Here is a 15,381-nt window from a genome sequence, read left to right on the forward strand (position 1 = left end):
CTATTAGTAGTATCCAAATATCATCAAGAGATACTACTAATAGTTTAAAATTAGGCTGTAATATATAACCTCCTTAATATAAAAAATGTATTTTACTTAGTAATATTAAATACAGTTCTTATATTTGCACAACTTATTTTATACTATAAAAAATGCTGACAACCGAATTATTGATAAGATTCTTGAATAGGAATCCGGCCTTAACAATCACAGGCATTGAGAAAGAAGCGGGTATGCCTACAAGGTCGCTGACGCAAATTATTAATCTCAAAAGAGAACTATCAGATAAACAACGCTTGAAACTATTACCGATTTTGATGAAGTATGGTTATAGCGAGACGTTCAATTTAAAAGCTACTACAATTGCGATTGCTAATAACAAGGGTGGCGTTGGTAAAACAACCACAACGGCTTATCTAGGAGAGGCATTATCGAACAGAGGGCTAAAAGTACTTTTAGTAGATTTAGATTCTCAGGGAAATTTGAGCCAAATTTTTAATGTAACTACTGACGAGGGACAGGTGTTCAATTCGTTGATTAATTTTAATGAAACGTTGCATATCAAGCCAATTACAGAAAATCTGCATATTGCACCATCTGATTTAGAATTGCAAAAGGCTGAGTTATCTCTGCTTTCAGCTCCTGCTAATCAACAACGTTTACAACGAGCTTTAGTACCATTTTTAGATGTGTATGACTTTATTTTAATAGATTGCCCCCCTTCCCTATCTGTTTTGACGTTAAATGCCCTAAATGCGTCTAATTCATGTATTGTAGCCATGCAGCCTGAAATGAATGCTGTGAACGGGTTAAATTCTTTGTTTGGTGTAATTCTTGAAACACAAATTTTATCTAATCCAGGACTGAGAATAGAAGGCATTTTGTTTACGATTGTTGAAAAGAATACTGTGCATATTGGCTTGAAAGAAGCTGTTCGTGAAACGTATAGCAGCGTAAATATTTTTGAAACAGAAATTAAGAAAGGAATAGAAATCAAGAAAGCACAAGCCCTTAAATCACTAATTTTTGACTTTGATAAGAACTCAGCCGCTGCTAAGTCTTATGATCAATTGGCAGTAGAGCTTCTTAATAACTTGAACAATAAAAAGTAATCAGGGAATGGCAAAAAAGATTGATTTTAAAACACAGATGAAATCTAATGTGACGCAGACAGTAACTTCTGGTTTGATTTCTAATGAAACAATAAAACAAAAAATAGTTATCTTAGATGAGCTCAAGAATCTTATTGAGCCTTTGCAAGAGGAAGAATTACAAGGTTTAGAGAGCAATATTCTTGCCAATGGATGTAAAGATTCTTTAATCATCTGGCAGACTACCGAAAAAGTAATAAATCCAGAAGCTATTACAGATACAGAACGGTTTGTATTAGTAGATGGACATAACCGTTATAAAATTTGCACCAAACATAACATTTCTTTTAATGTTATGCTGATGTTTTTTCATAGCTTACAGGATGTCAAAAATTATATGCTTGACCTTCAGATGGGTAGGAGGAACCTGAGCCAAATTCAAATGGCATATTATCGTGGGCTGAGGTACAATAATGAAAAAATTACGAGCAAAGCTGAAAATTTTAGCAAAGACGCAGGTGATGAAAAAACATCTCAAAAAATAGCGAAGCAATTTAATGTAGATGAAAAAACTATTCGCCGCGATGGTGAATTCGCGATTGGATTAGAAAAACTTAGTCCCGCTTTTAAGAAAGAGGTGCTTGCTGGGAAACAAAAAGTTTCAAAGAAATCGGTACAACAACTAACGAAAGTGGCCGTAGATAATTCGATAGAATCTATTGAAGATTTAGAAAAGGTATTGTCTAAGAAAGATAGTGCGGAAACAACTCTTGTAACGGAAAGAAAAATAAATAGAGATACTATTCTAACAATTCAGAATATGCTTGAGAAAGTATATGAAACCAATAGTTTAGATGATTATCAATCTTTAAAAGTAAAAGTAGAGGAACTAGGAAAGATACTTTCTGAGGCTTAATTAGAAATTTTCTCCAAGTGGACATTATGTCCACTTGGAGAAAACCATGTTTAGCTTTACACCTGTCGTTTGGCATTAAATTGGATTCATTTAACTAAGTAATCATTTTAACATTTACAATAATCATACAAAGCACTGTTTTTATTTGGGATACTGTATGTATTAAGCCATTAAAATACGATTGTTACAGTGCAAAGAACCAAATTGTGCTGGTTAAAAAATATCTATTTTAATAACTTTATCTTTTAAATGTTTGAATGAAAGTATTAGTAGAATCTGAGCTTATTTTTGGGTTAACCAGTTTTCTACGGCTCTCGAAAAATCGGCTACGTCAATAGGGTGTCTGCTAGTAATAATGTTTCCGTCTGTTACTACTGGAGCTTCTAGTACATTGCCACCAGCATTTTTTAAATCAACCTGAATATTCCAATAGCCTGTTAGTTTTCTTCCTTTCAAAATATCTGCCGAAGCCAGTACAACAGGAGCATGGCAGATAGCTGCTATGAGTTTCCCTGATTTATTGAACTCCTGAATAAACTTAATTACGTCTTTGTCATTGCGTAAGTTATCAGGATTCCATGCACCTCCTGGGATGAATACAGCATCATAATCTGCTACTTTTATCTGATCTGCCGTTCTATCAAATTTTATCCACCCTACTGGTTGAATATATTGAATAGCCATTACATGAGTTTTTGACATTTCAGGATAAGAAAGTCCGAATCTTTCTGGAGCTGGGTTGAATTTTGGAGCAACGATTTCCACTTCAGCACCTAGTTCTTTGAAATACCATACTGGACCTGTCAATTCAATTTCTTCAAATCCGTCAGCTACAATTACAGCTATTTTTTTCCCTTTTAAAACAGTCTTATTTTTTACGGGTGTGAAGAAGAAGTCTTTCAACGCTTCATTACCCGGAGCATTCAATAATTGACTAACTGGCATATTAACAACAGCAGGCTGAGTAGATAATCTATTGATAATTTCTAACTCATTTGAGTGATTTGTTTTCATTTCCTTTGTGCTTTGTTTAGTTTGAGCATTAGTATTTAATGTTGCAAGCAAACAGAACGTACTTGCAACAATGAGTTGATATATAGTTTTCATTGTTTTAACAGTATTAGTACTACTTTCTTTGATACTTTCCGAAGAGTAATGCTCAGATAATTTGTGCTATTTTTACTATATTTGATGGGTCGAATAAACTTCTCTATTAGCTAATAGCGGGACAATTTTGTTGACAACTATACTTTGAAAATGTGCTGAATTTCTATGATCATTCAATGCACTCTCATCTTTATACGCTTCCGAGAATTGCAATGTGTTTGTATCTGTTTGACTTTGATGGACTTTATAAAACAGATTGCCAGACTCTAATCTACTTTTTGGGCAACTTCATTTAAAAGGTCTAATACGTTTGACAATTGGCTTTCTGAAACCTGCCATTTAGCAAATACAAAAATTGCATTTGACCTCATGTCTTTACAAATTTGAGTTTGTTTGAAAATTTTATCTGAAAGATAGTCCTTGCTCTTATGATTCAGATAAGAGCAAGGATAGGAAATTTAGGCCGCTAAGATGGCAATGATTTTTTCGGCAACACCTTTGGCAGAAGCTGGATTTTGACCAGTTACAATGTGTCCATCGGCGATACTATTGGCAGACCACGGTTCGGCAGCGTGGAAGATAGCCCCTTGCTTAATAAGTGCCGATTGAAGGTCGAATGACACATCAGGACGAGCGTAATTATCTTCTTCAGCTGTGGTAAACGAAGCAATATTTTTACCATTCACTAAATAGCTTCCATCACTCAATTTTACATTTAGTAAAGAAACAGGGCCATGACAAACAGCACCTACTACAGCACCACGTTCGTAAGTATCAGCGATTACTTTTTTCAACAAAGGTTCTTCGACCATATCTACCATCGGAGCTAAACCACCCGGAATGAAAATCGCATCATATTGACTTACATTAACGTCTGATAGTTTAGTTGCTTTTTGCATTTTAGCCCAACCATCACCTGTTAAGAAAGCCAAGTTATCTGGGTCGTCAGCTAAAAATAAGGCATCTAAATACGGCGTGTCGCCAGTTAAAGTTGCAAAATCAATTTGGTAGCCAGCTCTTTTAAATTCAGCATAGGGGTGGGCTACTTCAGGTAAAAATGTACCTGTTCTTCTATTATGAGGGCCAATTGTATTGGCATTTGAAGCGATGATTAATACTTTGGTTTCCATGACTTTAAATAGTTTAATTGTTACATCTAATAGTTGAATTTGAACATCATCGTGAGCTGCTCCATGTCGATTTTGTTCTGATTTCTGATGTAAAATTACTAGGTGTAAGCCCCCCAATCGAAGGAAGTAAATCACTTTGTTTCTGTGATTTGAGTCACACAAAACACCCAAAGCGTACAGATATTGATATTTTTGGATGACTGTATATTAGCTAGTATATATTAAAAAAAATATAGCTATTATTGACCTATTTTAACGAGCAAATTAGTCCGTTTTCATAGGTTTGAAGATTTGACTAAAAATAGAAATAACTGTTTATTATTGATACAAACGGCTCAGGGTTTCTCGGCTTACTCCTAAAAACTCTGCGATTAACTTTTTGGGTATTTGTTGCATTAAGTTGGGGTATAGTCTAGCAAATTCCTCATAACGTTGTTGAGGTGTTCCCGAAAGTAAAAGCTTGATTCTTAATTGTAGTGCAACATAACCATTGGTCAGTTTTACTCTAAAAAAATGTTCCATTTTATGAAAAGTTGCTGAAAGCTTTTCTCTATTTTGCAGAGTTAGACATAACACTTCACCTTCTACCAAACATTCTATGTACATGGTTGCATCTTTTTGTTTAAAGAAAGAAGGATAATCTGACATCCACCAATTTTCTTGTGCAAATTGTAATATATACTCTTTCTCTTGCCCATCAATATAAAAGACTTTATAAATACCAGATAGCACAAAGTACTCATGTTTTACTTCATCACCTTCGCTGAGAAGGTATTGCCCTTTTCTAACTTTTTTGACCGTGAAATGAGTTTTTATTTCTTCAAACTCCTCATCATTGATGGGTGCAATATGTTGAATATGTGTTCGTAGTTTTTCCATGCGATATAAATTCACTTTTTACAAATATAGAGTATAGTCAAATTTTAGTCGCAAATACGATGGCTTTATTTTAGATTATCTTGTAGTTTGCTTTTCAGCTTCATCACAAAGCCAATGTATTTAAGGGTAATAGGATTTTTGTTTGAATAAGTGCCTCCATTTTCACTTATTCATTGATAAAAATGTATATTTGTACAAATAATCAAACTAAAAAATGTTAAGAGACCTTTATAAAGATTTAGTTCATTGGAAAAATTCACCCAATCGAAAACCGCTTATCTTGCAAGGAGCAAGACAAGTTGGAAAAACTTGGCTGATGAAAGACTTTGGGAAACAGGAGTTTGACAATACAGTTTACCTAAATTTCGAGAGTAGCGAAAGACTAAAAAGCTTATTTTCAGTCGATTTTGATATACAACGCATCATTACTACGATTGAAATTGAAGTAGGCTACAAAATTCTGGCAGACAAATGTTTAATTATTTTTGATGAAATTCAAGAAGCTGATAAAGGACTTACTGCTCTAAAGTACTTCTACGAACAAGCACCCCATTATTTTATTATCGCTGCTGGCTCGCTTTTGGGCGTTTCTTTACAAAAAAGCACTTCTTTTCCAGTGGGGAAAGTAGATTTTTTGCAGATGTACCCGATGAGTTTTGCCGAGTTTTTAGAAAATACGGGTCAGCAATTACTCTTAGACCAGCTTAAATCCGAAAATTGGGCTGTAATAGATACTTTTCACGAAAAATTGGTCGATTTGTTACGACGCTATTATTTCGTTGGTGGAATGCCCGAAGCGGTTGATAATTATATTCAATTTCAGGATTTATACCAAGTTAGAGAAATTCAAAACAAAATCCTATTGGGTTATGAAAACGATTTTGCCAAACATGCTCCAATCGAAACAGTGCCAAGAATTCGATTGGTTTGGAGCCATTTGATTAGCCAATTGTCTAAAGAAAATAGAAAGTTTATTTACGGACAAATCAAGAAAGGTTCAAGGGCAAAAGACTTTGAAACAGCAATCAGATGGCTTACGGATGCGGGTTTAGTACTGAAAGTAAATATCGTAGAAAAACCCAATATTCCGCTAAGTGCCTACGCAGATATTGATATTTTCAAATTATTTTGTTTAGATGTGGGCTTACTCAATGCGATGGCAGGTATTTCGCCAAAAATACTTTTAGAAAAAAACAGTATTTTAACGGAATTTAAAGGGGCATTAACCGAGCAATTTGTGGCACAGCAATTGAAAATCAAACATGAAATCTATTATTGGTCTGCTCAAAACGCTACGGCTGAAATTGATTTTATGATTCAAAAAGAGCAAACAATTATTCCGATAGAAGTAAAGGCCGAAGAAAATCTCAAATCGAAAAGCTTGAAAGTATTTGTAGATAAGTTTAAAACACAACAGAATATACGTTTTTCAATGAATAACCACAGAGTACAAGACTGGATGATAAACACTCCATTGTATGCGGTGAATAATTTATAAAAAGCCTTTTAAACAGAAATTACTAATGAAGAATCAATTGCTAATTCCCAAACTTTTCAAAAAATCTGCTCTGTAATTTCCGCCGATGGGTATTTCCGTTTTACCAATAAATACCCTGTTTCCTTCAACATGGCTTATTTTGGATTTATTTATCACAAATGACCGATGAAGTCTTAGGAAATTTTGAATGGGCAATAATTCTAAAAAATCACTAAATGTCATGATTGGGAAAATAGTCTGGTTTTCGGAAACAATTAGTACGTTATTTCCTTTGGCCTCAGCATAGAGTAATGAGCCAAAATCCACTTTGTGTATTTTTCCATCAGCTTTTATAAAAGTAAAATTTTCTGTGGTTTCTTCTATCGATTTTATAGAAGGTTGTTTTAATAGCGCTAGTTTTTCTTTGACTTTATCAACAGCAATAATAAACCTATCCAAAGAAAAAGGTTTGAGCAAATAATCTATTGCTGAAAGGTCAAAGGCATCAAGGGCGAACTCCTTGTATGCCGTAGTAAATATAACACAGGGTGGATTTTTAAGTGTTTTTAAAAATGCTATTCCATCCAAAACAGGCATATTAATGTCCAAAAAAAGTAAATCAACAGATTGACTTTCTAATATTTTCTTAGCGACAAAAACATTTTCGCAACTCGCCAATAGCTCAATTTCAGGCAGATGTGAACAGTATTTTTCTATAATTTGTCTGGCTATAGGTTCATCATCTACAATAAGACACGATATTTTATTTTCCATTTATCCTGAGTTTTACTTCGTAGTTAGTTGTAGTCTCATTGATTTCCAAATCATACTCGCCTTTATATATCAAATCCAACCTTTTTTTTACGTTATCTAGGCCAAATCCACTATGTTTTTGCTTGTCATTGTACATATTATTATGTGAGTTTACAACCGAAAATAGTATTGAATTTCCCCAAGTTTTTAGGTTTATTTCTATATTTATCACATTATCCAGACTGTTTTTGGAGTGTTTAAACGCATTTTCTACAAAAACAATCAACAGCATAGGAGCTATTTTAAAAGGTTTTTGAGGGTTACTTTCTTCAAAGTCTATTTTCAAGTTTAGGCGTTCGCCTAAACGTATTTTTTCAAAATCAATGTAGTTTTTTATATAGTTTATTTCCTCTGTCAGTGGCACCATAATATCTTTGGCGTCATACACCGAATATCTCAACAAATCTGATAGTTTCAGCAATAAGTTAGGTATTTTTTGATGGTCAGTTAATGACAAACCGTACAGATTATTTAAGGTATTAAACAAAAAATGTGGACTTAGTTGAGACTGAAGAAGCTGTAATTCGGATTGACTATGCAAAGCTGATGTGTTGGCTACGTCTAATTTATATTCAGTACGCATGCGTGTGAGCTTTATGAGTAGACCAATTAAGATACTGATAACAAAATAGATAATCAACGCTATAGCGACAACTAAGAATTCCTGATGAGTGATAAGTGTGTCTATAATGGGCATTAATGATACTATCAGGGCGAAAGTCAACCCAATCAGCACAATAAATACCAAATTACTGATATGCTTTCTTTGCCATAAACTGGCCAAAAAACGACCTACAAATACACCAATCAACAATAAAATAGTTGATATTAACGCTATCTCGTCGTCATTATTCTTGAAAAAAATATCTGCAAATGCCATAAAGACGGTAAACAGGAGTATAGAAGCTATAAAAGACAGCCCTAAATAATTGCCGATTTTAACGGCTTCTTTTCCAAATATTTTTTCTAAAAAGCTCATTTTGTTTTTTTCTACAAAATTGAATACCCTTATGTATAATTAAAATTATTGACTTCAAACGCCATTATTTGACTGACGAAATCGCAATTAAACCTGTTAAAACCTTTGTCAGTCCTTTTGCTATGTTTGTCCCTTCAAAATTGATTTCTGTCAGACTTGTTTTCTGGGCAATCTCAAGAAAACAAACTTTGTCAAAAAAACAATTATGAAAAAACTATTTCTATTACTAATCCTATCGGGTCAAATATTGGCTCAAAATAAAAGTATAGTCGGGAGTGTCAAAGATACTCAAAATGAATCGGTGATTGGTGCTACTGTCAAACTTATGAACAGTATCGACTCAAGTTTTGTGAAAGGAGGAATTACTGATATAAATGGAAATTTCTTTATCCAAAATTTATCTAGCGGCAGTTATTTTTTAGAAATCACATCAATGGGTTTTTTGAAATATAGAAGTGTAAAAAAAACATTGGACGAACAGCAAACTAAGGTAGAATTGCCCGTTATTATCCTTTTGTCTGCTAAGAGTACCACTTTAAACGAAGTAGTAGTTAGTGCTAAAAAACCGCTAATTGAACAGGAAATCGACAAAACGGTTGTGAATGTAGGAACGATGATATCGGCAGCATCCAGTAATACCCTTGAAGTTTTGCAAAAAACACCAGGCATATCAGTGGACGCCCAAGGAAATATTAACCTGTATGGAAAAAGTGGAGCAATGGTTTTGATTGATGGTCGCAGTACCTACATGAGTGGAACAGACTTGGTAGCTTATCTTAAATCTTTACCGGGTGGTTTGTTAGATAAACTCGAACTGATGGATAATCCACCTGCAAAATATGATGCCGCGGGGTCTTCTATCGTCAATATTATTTTAAAGAAGAACAAAGCAAGAGGTTTAACGGGAAACCTCTCTTCGGGTATGTCTATGGGGCAAAAACTGAGAGTCAATAATAGTGTTAATTTTAACCTTAATCGCCAGAAAATCAATTGGTTTTTGGGAATAGACCAGAGTTTAGACCAAGATTACACAGAAGAAACTTCACAAAGGACAATTTTTAATGATGAAAAAATAAGTATAACCAATATTCAATCGAAAAACTACAGCGATTATAAATCTAATAGTTTGAATGGAAGATTTGGAGCAGATTTTACTTTAAGTGAAAAAACTATTTTGGGCGTGCAGTTTTTTTTACAAAATAGACCCCGTTCTGATGAGGCAAACTATGTAAATACGACAGACACTCAAGAATTCAAAGGCAATAATAATGGGACCAATAATTGGAACTCAAAATCCGCCAATGTAAACTTCAATCATAAATTCAATAACAAGGGGCATGAGTTATCTGGGGATTTGAATATATTAAACTACCAGTCAGAAGGCTTACGAAATTTTAATAGAATAACAGAAAATGAGCTTTTTGACAACAAATTATCTAACAATATTAATATCTATAACTTCAAAACAGACTATTCACTACCATTGGGCAAAGGAGCCAATTTAGAAAGTGGATTAAAGTCGAGTTTTGTAAAAAACGATAATGATGCACTTTTTCGAGACGAATTTGCCGCAATCATTTACAGCCGAAGTAACCATTTTATATATCATGAAAACATAAATGCAGGATATATAAATATCAGAAAACCAATCAATAAAAAGTTGAGTTTACAAATGGGTTTGAGAGCAGAAAATACCAATATCGTAGGAGAATTACTAGCAAACGAAACTATTAAATACCAAAAATTTAATCAAAATTTCACCAATATTTTTCCTAGTGTATTTTTAAGTTATAACCTAGACAGTTTAAAAAACCACAACATTAGTTTTAATTTCACAAGGAGAGTAAATCGACCTAATTATCAGCAGTTTAATCCATTTCTAAACTATGTAGATGCCTATAATTACACCCAAGGCAATCCTGATTTACAGCCGTTTTACTTGAATTTAGTACGATTTAGATATCAATATAAATCTATTTACACAATGGGTTTTGGCTATGATGGAGCGGATGGAATTCTGGGAGAAGTTACCATCAGAGAAGGCGAAACATTTATCCGAAAACCATTTAATACGGGCATTGGCAACAGAATATTTATTAATCACAATTTAACACTGCAACCGACCAAATGGCTAAGCTCAACATTCTATTTTCAAGTGGCTCGATTCGACATTAAAAGTAACATAAACGGAGAAACAAACCATACAGTATTTTTTACTGGAAGAGTATCTACCACCCAACAAATTAGTTTTGGGAAGGGGTGGTCAAGTGAACTTACGGCTCAGTACAAAACCGAAGAAAGAATCTATCCTACAACAGTGTTAGCTCGGGCATCTGTTTACTATTCGATGCAAAAAAAGATTTTGAAAGACAAAGGAGCGATAAAACTGAATATCAACGATATTTTTCACTCAGATACCTATCGAGAACGGATAGAAAACTTTCAGAATATTTACCAAAATAGGGTTAATATAAACGATACTCAGCGAATAGGCTTGGCATTTAGTTATAGATTTGGCAATGAAAAATATGCCAGAAAACGACGAAATAGAGACAATTCTGTAACGGAAGAAACAGAAAGAGTCCAATAAGGCGTGGGGAATTTCAGTTTTCCCCTCTATTCATCTCCCAAACTCCTTAAATAGATTAATCATTTGCAACACCAAAAGCGTTGATTATATTGGAGCTTTCAAAATAGTGGAAATTGTACTATCCCGAAAGCGCAAGTTCGAAGTTTTTAGGTATATTCATTTGTTGTGAAATATTCAAATTTTAAAATCAATAACGCTTTTGGCAGAAAATTGGCAATAACAAACCTTATAATCTGTGAGAGGAGTGAGGTTATTCCTTTTTTCTCCATTTAGTTAAATGAGGGCTCATTCAATCAAACCCAATTTAGCCTTCAAATCAGCAACTTCGGCTTCTAAGTTTTTGATGTGTTGGTATTGGGGCTGTAAAACCTCTTCAATTTCTTCGATTGTAAATCGAGGGGTAATATGTTGCGGGCAATTCCAGTCGTAGGCTTCAATATGGAGTACCATTAGGCGTTCTGGGCGAAACTTATAACCATCCAAATCAAGCAAATGATGTAATTCTGGATTGTCCTTTAGTGCTACTATTTCGGCTTTGGCGTATATTTTTAATCGTTTTTTATTTGGATAGTCTACTAAAAATAATGCTACTTTGTTGTTAGTAGCCACATTACCCACCGAGATATATTGCATGTTACCTTTGAAGTCAATAAATCCCAACCGATTTGCATCCAATACCTTTAAAAAACCCTTGGGTCCACCACGGTGTTGGATATATGGAAAGCCATTTTCGCCAACAGTTGCCATATAAAAACTATCTCTTTGGGCAATAAAATGTTGTTCATATTTGCTTAACCCTTCGTACATAGTTTGGCTTTCCATACGGGCATAGTTTGCTCTGCTACCAAATTGTTCTTGTAATTTTTTGGCAGCAGAGCTAAATCCGATTTCTGCAAAATTCTTTGCCATGATTTTATTTATTTATGGGTGTCTTTATTTTCATGTTCTGCCAAAACTTTATCCCATAAAGTATCACCACATTCATCAGGAATAACTATTTCTTCATTATTATCAAGAAGTTGTACTTGCTTTGGCTGACTCGCTAATAATGTTGCTAAGTCTAATTTTTTCGGTTGCATTTCTGTAATTTCCATTGTCTTGTGTTAAAAATGTTTCTTAATATTGATTAAACGTGTTTAAAATGATTTTTATAAAAACAGACTTGTCTGTTTTTATTTGTTAAATAAAAAATTATAATAATTTTTCGACGATTCTGCGAGTAGCTTCAATAGTCCAATTTTCTTTAAAAACTTTACTGCTTGCCAAAGCTCCCTCAAATAGTATGTACAATTCATCAGCAAGGGCTTCATTATGAATAGGTTCAAGAATTTCGATAAACAGCTCACGTATTTTATTCTTTTGGTCTTGAATTAAAGCAAGTACGCCCTCGTTGTTTTGTGGAATTTCTGCTGCAATATTTAAAAAATGACAACCGTTAAAGTTTGTTTGATTTGAAAATTTAACCAAAAAGTCAAAGATACTAAGCACCTTTTCTCGTGGTGTTTGTTTTTGGTTGACTATGCTTCTCAAAACTTCATTTGAACTAACAGAGGTGTTTCTCAAATAGCTTTTCAATAAATCGACTTTTGAAGGGAAATGAGCATATAGACTGGCTTTGGCAATGCCCGCTTCAGCTATTATTTGATTGATGCCAGTTGAGTTATAACCTTGTTCATAAAATAATCTTGCGGCTGTATTTTCTATATTTTTTTTGGTTTCCATTAATTTCTTTTTTGTTACAGGACAAATGTAATTAAAAGTTTTATAAAAAACATACAGACCTGTCTGTTTTTTATAAAACTTTTAATTCAATATTCTTGAATGGACTCTTATTTTTCAAAACATCAATGAAAGAAAGTGCAAAGCTCGATAATTAGTTAAAAAAAGTCACACATAAAAGCTTATAATTCAGGTACTGTAACTTATACCAATCACTATCATTTATTGAGGGCAATTGCTCAAACATTCCTAGATGCTATGCACTGTAACACAAAAGCAACCATCTCGAATCATAGGATTGAGTAGTAAATTTCTAGCGATTACAGTTTCAGTAGGGGAGGGGCAAAAGAATAACTGGACATTACTACCTGAGGCTACTGAGATCCGGCTAGTCTAGCAGTCGGCTTCTGTGTTTTATTTTATGGAGTTATCGTTAGATTTAAAATTTTGGAACAGTAGGTTTTTGCCTGCTGTTTTTGTTTTAAGGTTTGTTTCTCATTTATAGTTATACCCATGTTTTAAAGTAAGTCTTTCGAAAATTGTCAGTCCGTTTGACCGATTAAATTTAAAGTAAGAGAATTATTAGGAATGAATAAGGAAACAACTAACTTAGTAAGTACAATAAATTGCACAACAATACAAAAATCACAATATCAATAGTACAACAAATCTTTCGTAAAGACACTTCGCCAATACTCACATTGGGCGTCATTTAAAATGACCCGCAACAGACATATTTTAGACAAAAGAAAACAAGAGGTAATATGCCCATAAAAAGGAATTCAGTTCAAACAAGTATTACATTAGAAGAGTTTTATCTTGACTTATCTACAAGAAACACTAATTCTTATGTGGACGTTGGAAAGGAAATGCTACTTTTCGTTGAACTTATAAATCAAACATTTACGGAGACGTTACTTTGGGGGAAGACATCACACGCAAGACTAGTAATTCAAAACGCAGACGATTGGAAAGCAGATTGGTTTGTAATAGTTAGCAACATAGGAACCAAAGAATACTATTTTGAATATTTAGTACCTGAAAACAAACAACCGTGGACAAATGCTTTTGTCCGTGGAGAAGCAAGAACATTAGCCGATGCTAAAAAATATCTTTTAATCGCAATGAGAGAAAGTGGCGGTTGGCCAGAAAATGCTGAATTGAAAAGGCTTTTAGAAGAAAATAACTTACAATAATATAACCACATCGTACATTTTCGTCTCAAACTAGTAGTAGGTTGTTTCTTACGCCTCAAAATGTTAAAGAGCGTCCCGCTCGTACAATGTATCAGGGATAAATATTCCTTTTGCCTTGCAACATTTTAATATTTTAAATAAGCCCTTTCAAACGTGAGGCTCTTATTTGTATTAGGTCTTAGAAAACCCTAAAACTAGTTCGGGAATTACAACATCAATCGTATAACCGAAAATAGGAATAACACAAAATACGACAAAAAATTCGCATATTAGAGAGTTAGCTGATATTTTATGACAGAACTTTGGACAACAGAAGAAATAAATGAGTATGACAGGTTGTTTAAGACTTGCCAGAGTTTCGTTGGAAAAAAAATCGAACAAGTCATTTTTTATTTAGACGAGAATGACATTGACTTTAATGAACAACCCAACGAATATGGAAAAAGCCTTTTAAATGCAATTGAACTTAAAATTGCAGATCAGGCATATTGTTTAGGAAACTTGTTTTTGGGGAAGAATTATAACGGACTGAGTATTTTAGTTGGAAAAACCACTGATTTCGAAAATATTAAAGATAAGAAACCTGTTGTTTATCCTTCTGAAATAGTAGGACAACAAATTATTAAGATAGTAATATATTGGACAAAATCGCTTTGGGGAAACTATTTTGTACCTCAAGAAATTGAATTTAAAACAGCTTCTCACTTTTTACTTTGTTCAGCAATTGAAGTAAATGGCGGAGAAATAAATATTCCATTAACGGACGAACTTCTTGTTGTAGAAAATGACTTCGGTTTAAGAAAATTTGAACTTGGAGAATATGGAGTTGGGACAAATGAAGGATACATATTCAATAATTTTGAAGAAGTAATGAGAAATGAAAAAACACCTCCTAATAACTAAGCTTTCATGGTGGCTGAAAGCCAAACAATGAAGAGATGAGTGCTGTTGAACTTAACTTGGGCGAACGGCTAGACTAGCGGTCGGCTTTATACTTCTATGAAAGTGAAGTGCCAAATCCAAGCTTTGTACAAAGGTATTCCAGTTTTATCAAAAAATAACCTGTAAAATGCAAGTACAGAGACATCTGAAAGATTAAAAACATTACTTCAACATCATCAATTAAAAGTTTACAACTTTGCTCATTCAATTCAATGGTATTGGACAACCACAACAGACCAATAAACATTCTATTGCTTTAAGTATTTCAAGAGATATAAGATAAAACCCAAAATGCGGTTCAACAAATTACAATAAAATAACTGAGAGTTCTATACTTTATGATAACAAAAAATTATCTATTGCTTGGAGACCCCAGCTCAGGCAAACAACTCCTTTAAAACGACTAATCTATACTTAAAGAATTTATTTCAAAGTTTATAAATGATGACAGAATAATTATTGGTCAAAATATATTGAATGTTCTTGAGATAATTGTAAACTCTTTAAGACTATTTTAAGCGATATATTAAACTATACAAATA

Annotated in this window: 15 protein-coding genes; 6 read left to right on the top strand and 9 right to left on the bottom strand. The window is 33.5% G+C overall.

Annotated features, from left to right (window positions below):
• Positions 1 to 152: 152 nt before the first annotated feature.
• Positions 153 to 1,112 (top strand): ParA family protein, encoded by a 960-nt coding sequence (locus AC07XN_RS17870; protein WP_494744045.1) that lies wholly within the window; start codon positions 153 to 155, stop codon positions 1,110 to 1,112.
• Between the two features lie 7 nt (positions 1,113 to 1,119).
• Positions 1,120 to 2,007 (top strand): hypothetical protein, encoded by an 888-nt coding sequence (locus AC07XN_RS17875; RefSeq protein ID WP_309917828.1) that lies wholly within the window; start codon positions 1,120 to 1,122, stop codon positions 2,005 to 2,007.
• 282 nt (positions 2,008 to 2,289) lie between these two features.
• On the opposite strand, the gene AC07XN_RS17880 is transcribed toward AC07XN_RS17875, so the two are convergent.
• The 4 genes from AC07XN_RS17880 to AC07XN_RS17895 all read right to left on the bottom strand — a co-directional run bounded on the left by AC07XN_RS17880 (position 2,290) and on the right by AC07XN_RS17895 (position 5,123).
• Complete coding sequence (locus AC07XN_RS17880; RefSeq protein WP_309917831.1) at positions 2,290 to 3,114, bottom strand: type 1 glutamine amidotransferase domain-containing protein; 825 nt, start codon at positions 3,112 to 3,114, stop codon at positions 2,290 to 2,292.
• Between the two features lie 75 nt (positions 3,115 to 3,189).
• Positions 3,190 to 3,369: a putative quinol monooxygenase gene (locus AC07XN_RS17885; protein WP_409014223.1), complete on the bottom strand. Its 180-nt coding sequence runs from the start codon at positions 3,367 to 3,369 to the stop codon at positions 3,190 to 3,192.
• A 203-nt stretch (positions 3,370 to 3,572) separates the two neighbouring features.
• Entirely contained in the window at positions 3,573 to 4,244 is a 672-nt protein-coding gene (locus AC07XN_RS17890) for a type 1 glutamine amidotransferase domain-containing protein (protein ID WP_494744046.1), read from the bottom strand.
• Between the two features lie 318 nt (positions 4,245 to 4,562).
• Positions 4,563 to 5,123 (bottom strand): Crp/Fnr family transcriptional regulator, encoded by a 561-nt coding sequence (locus tag AC07XN_RS17895; protein WP_494744047.1) that lies wholly within the window; start codon positions 5,121 to 5,123, stop codon positions 4,563 to 4,565.
• Positions 5,124 to 5,337: 214 nt separating this feature from the next.
• Here AC07XN_RS17895 and AC07XN_RS17900 point away from each other — a divergent pair, with 214 nt between their 5' ends.
• On the top strand, positions 5,338 to 6,621 hold the full coding sequence (locus tag AC07XN_RS17900; RefSeq protein ID WP_494744048.1) for an ATP-binding protein: 1,284 nt from the start codon (positions 5,338 to 5,340) through the stop codon (positions 6,619 to 6,621).
• Positions 6,622 to 6,654: 33 nt separating this feature from the next.
• Here AC07XN_RS17900 and AC07XN_RS17905 read toward each other — a convergent pair whose 3' ends face one another.
• On the bottom strand, positions 6,655 to 7,374 hold the full coding sequence (locus AC07XN_RS17905; protein WP_494744049.1) for a LytR/AlgR family response regulator transcription factor: 720 nt from the start codon (positions 7,372 to 7,374) through the stop codon (positions 6,655 to 6,657).
• On the bottom strand, positions 7,364 to 8,392 hold the full coding sequence (locus tag AC07XN_RS17910; RefSeq protein ID WP_494744050.1) for a sensor histidine kinase: 1,029 nt from the start codon (positions 8,390 to 8,392) through the stop codon (positions 7,364 to 7,366). The genes AC07XN_RS17905 and AC07XN_RS17910 overlap by 11 nt, the downstream gene beginning before the upstream one ends.
• A 205-nt stretch (positions 8,393 to 8,597) precedes the next feature.
• Between AC07XN_RS17910 and AC07XN_RS17915 the strand changes: the two genes are divergently transcribed.
• Positions 8,598 to 10,982 (top strand): outer membrane beta-barrel protein, encoded by a 2,385-nt coding sequence (locus tag AC07XN_RS17915; RefSeq protein WP_494744051.1) that lies wholly within the window; start codon positions 8,598 to 8,600, stop codon positions 10,980 to 10,982.
• A 285-nt stretch (positions 10,983 to 11,267) separates the two neighbouring features.
• Here the strand turns inward: AC07XN_RS17915 and AC07XN_RS17920 are convergent, their stop codons facing one another.
• The 3 genes from AC07XN_RS17920 to AC07XN_RS17930 form a co-directional block, all read right to left on the bottom strand.
• A complete protein-coding gene (locus tag AC07XN_RS17920) occupies positions 11,268 to 11,891 on the bottom strand; it encodes a pyridoxamine 5'-phosphate oxidase family protein (protein WP_494744052.1) in 624 nt (207 codons plus the stop codon).
• 8 nt (positions 11,892 to 11,899) lie between these two features.
• Positions 11,900 to 12,076 carry a hypothetical protein gene (locus AC07XN_RS17925; RefSeq protein WP_494744053.1) on the bottom strand — a complete coding sequence of 59 codons (177 nt, stop codon included), beginning with the start codon at positions 12,074 to 12,076 and terminating at the stop codon, positions 11,900 to 11,902.
• A 97-nt stretch (positions 12,077 to 12,173) separates the two neighbouring features.
• The gene (locus AC07XN_RS17930) at positions 12,174 to 12,704 is read right to left on the bottom strand and encodes a TetR/AcrR family transcriptional regulator (protein ID WP_309917861.1); all 531 of its coding nucleotides are present in this window, start codon (positions 12,702 to 12,704) and stop codon (positions 12,174 to 12,176) included.
• Between the two features lie 761 nt (positions 12,705 to 13,465).
• Between AC07XN_RS17930 and AC07XN_RS17935 the strand changes: the two genes are divergently transcribed.
• Both AC07XN_RS17935 and AC07XN_RS17940 read left to right on the top strand, forming a co-directional pair.
• The gene (locus AC07XN_RS17935) at positions 13,466 to 13,897 is read left to right on the top strand and encodes a hypothetical protein (protein ID WP_494744054.1); all 432 of its coding nucleotides are present in this window, start codon (positions 13,466 to 13,468) and stop codon (positions 13,895 to 13,897) included.
• A gap of 291 nt (positions 13,898 to 14,188) precedes the next feature.
• Positions 14,189 to 14,800, top strand: a complete 612-nt coding sequence (locus AC07XN_RS17940; RefSeq protein WP_494744055.1) for a hypothetical protein — start codon at positions 14,189 to 14,191, stop codon at positions 14,798 to 14,800.
• Positions 14,801 to 15,381 lie beyond the last annotated feature (581 nt).

Source organism: Arcicella sp. GW458-12-2-14-TSB2 (assembly GCF_059423785.1).

Coding starts and splice junctions, on each gene's coding strand:
- AC07XN_RS17900 (WP_494744048.1), top strand. CDS start 5,338: ATGTTAAGAGACCTTTATAAAGATTTAGTTCATTGGAAAAATTCACCC.
- AC07XN_RS17935 (WP_494744054.1), top strand. CDS start 13,466: ATGCCCATAAAAAGGAATTCAGTTCAAACAAGTATTACATTAGAAGAG.
- AC07XN_RS17920 (WP_494744052.1), bottom strand. CDS start 11,891: ATGGCAAAGAATTTTGCAGAAATCGGATTTAGCTCTGCTGCCAAAAAA.
- AC07XN_RS17880 (WP_309917831.1), bottom strand. CDS start 3,114: ATGAAAACTATATATCAACTCATTGTTGCAAGTACGTTCTGTTTGCTT.
- AC07XN_RS17915 (WP_494744051.1), top strand. CDS start 8,598: ATGAAAAAACTATTTCTATTACTAATCCTATCGGGTCAAATATTGGCT.
- AC07XN_RS17890 (WP_494744046.1), bottom strand. CDS start 4,244: ATGGAAACCAAAGTATTAATCATCGCTTCAAATGCCAATACAATTGGC.
- AC07XN_RS17910 (WP_494744050.1), bottom strand. CDS start 8,392: ATGAGCTTTTTAGAAAAAATATTTGGAAAAGAAGCCGTTAAAATCGGC.
- AC07XN_RS17940 (WP_494744055.1), top strand. CDS start 14,189: ATGACAGAACTTTGGACAACAGAAGAAATAAATGAGTATGACAGGTTG.
- AC07XN_RS17905 (WP_494744049.1), bottom strand. CDS start 7,374: ATGGAAAATAAAATATCGTGTCTTATTGTAGATGATGAACCTATAGCC.
- AC07XN_RS17870 (WP_494744045.1), top strand. CDS start 153: ATGCTGACAACCGAATTATTGATAAGATTCTTGAATAGGAATCCGGCC.
- AC07XN_RS17895 (WP_494744047.1), bottom strand. CDS start 5,123: ATGGAAAAACTACGAACACATATTCAACATATTGCACCCATCAATGAT.
- AC07XN_RS17930 (WP_309917861.1), bottom strand. CDS start 12,704: ATGGAAACCAAAAAAAATATAGAAAATACAGCCGCAAGATTATTTTAT.
- AC07XN_RS17925 (WP_494744053.1), bottom strand. CDS start 12,076: ATGGAAATTACAGAAATGCAACCGAAAAAATTAGACTTAGCAACATTA.
- AC07XN_RS17875 (WP_309917828.1), top strand. CDS start 1,120: ATGGCAAAAAAGATTGATTTTAAAACACAGATGAAATCTAATGTGACG.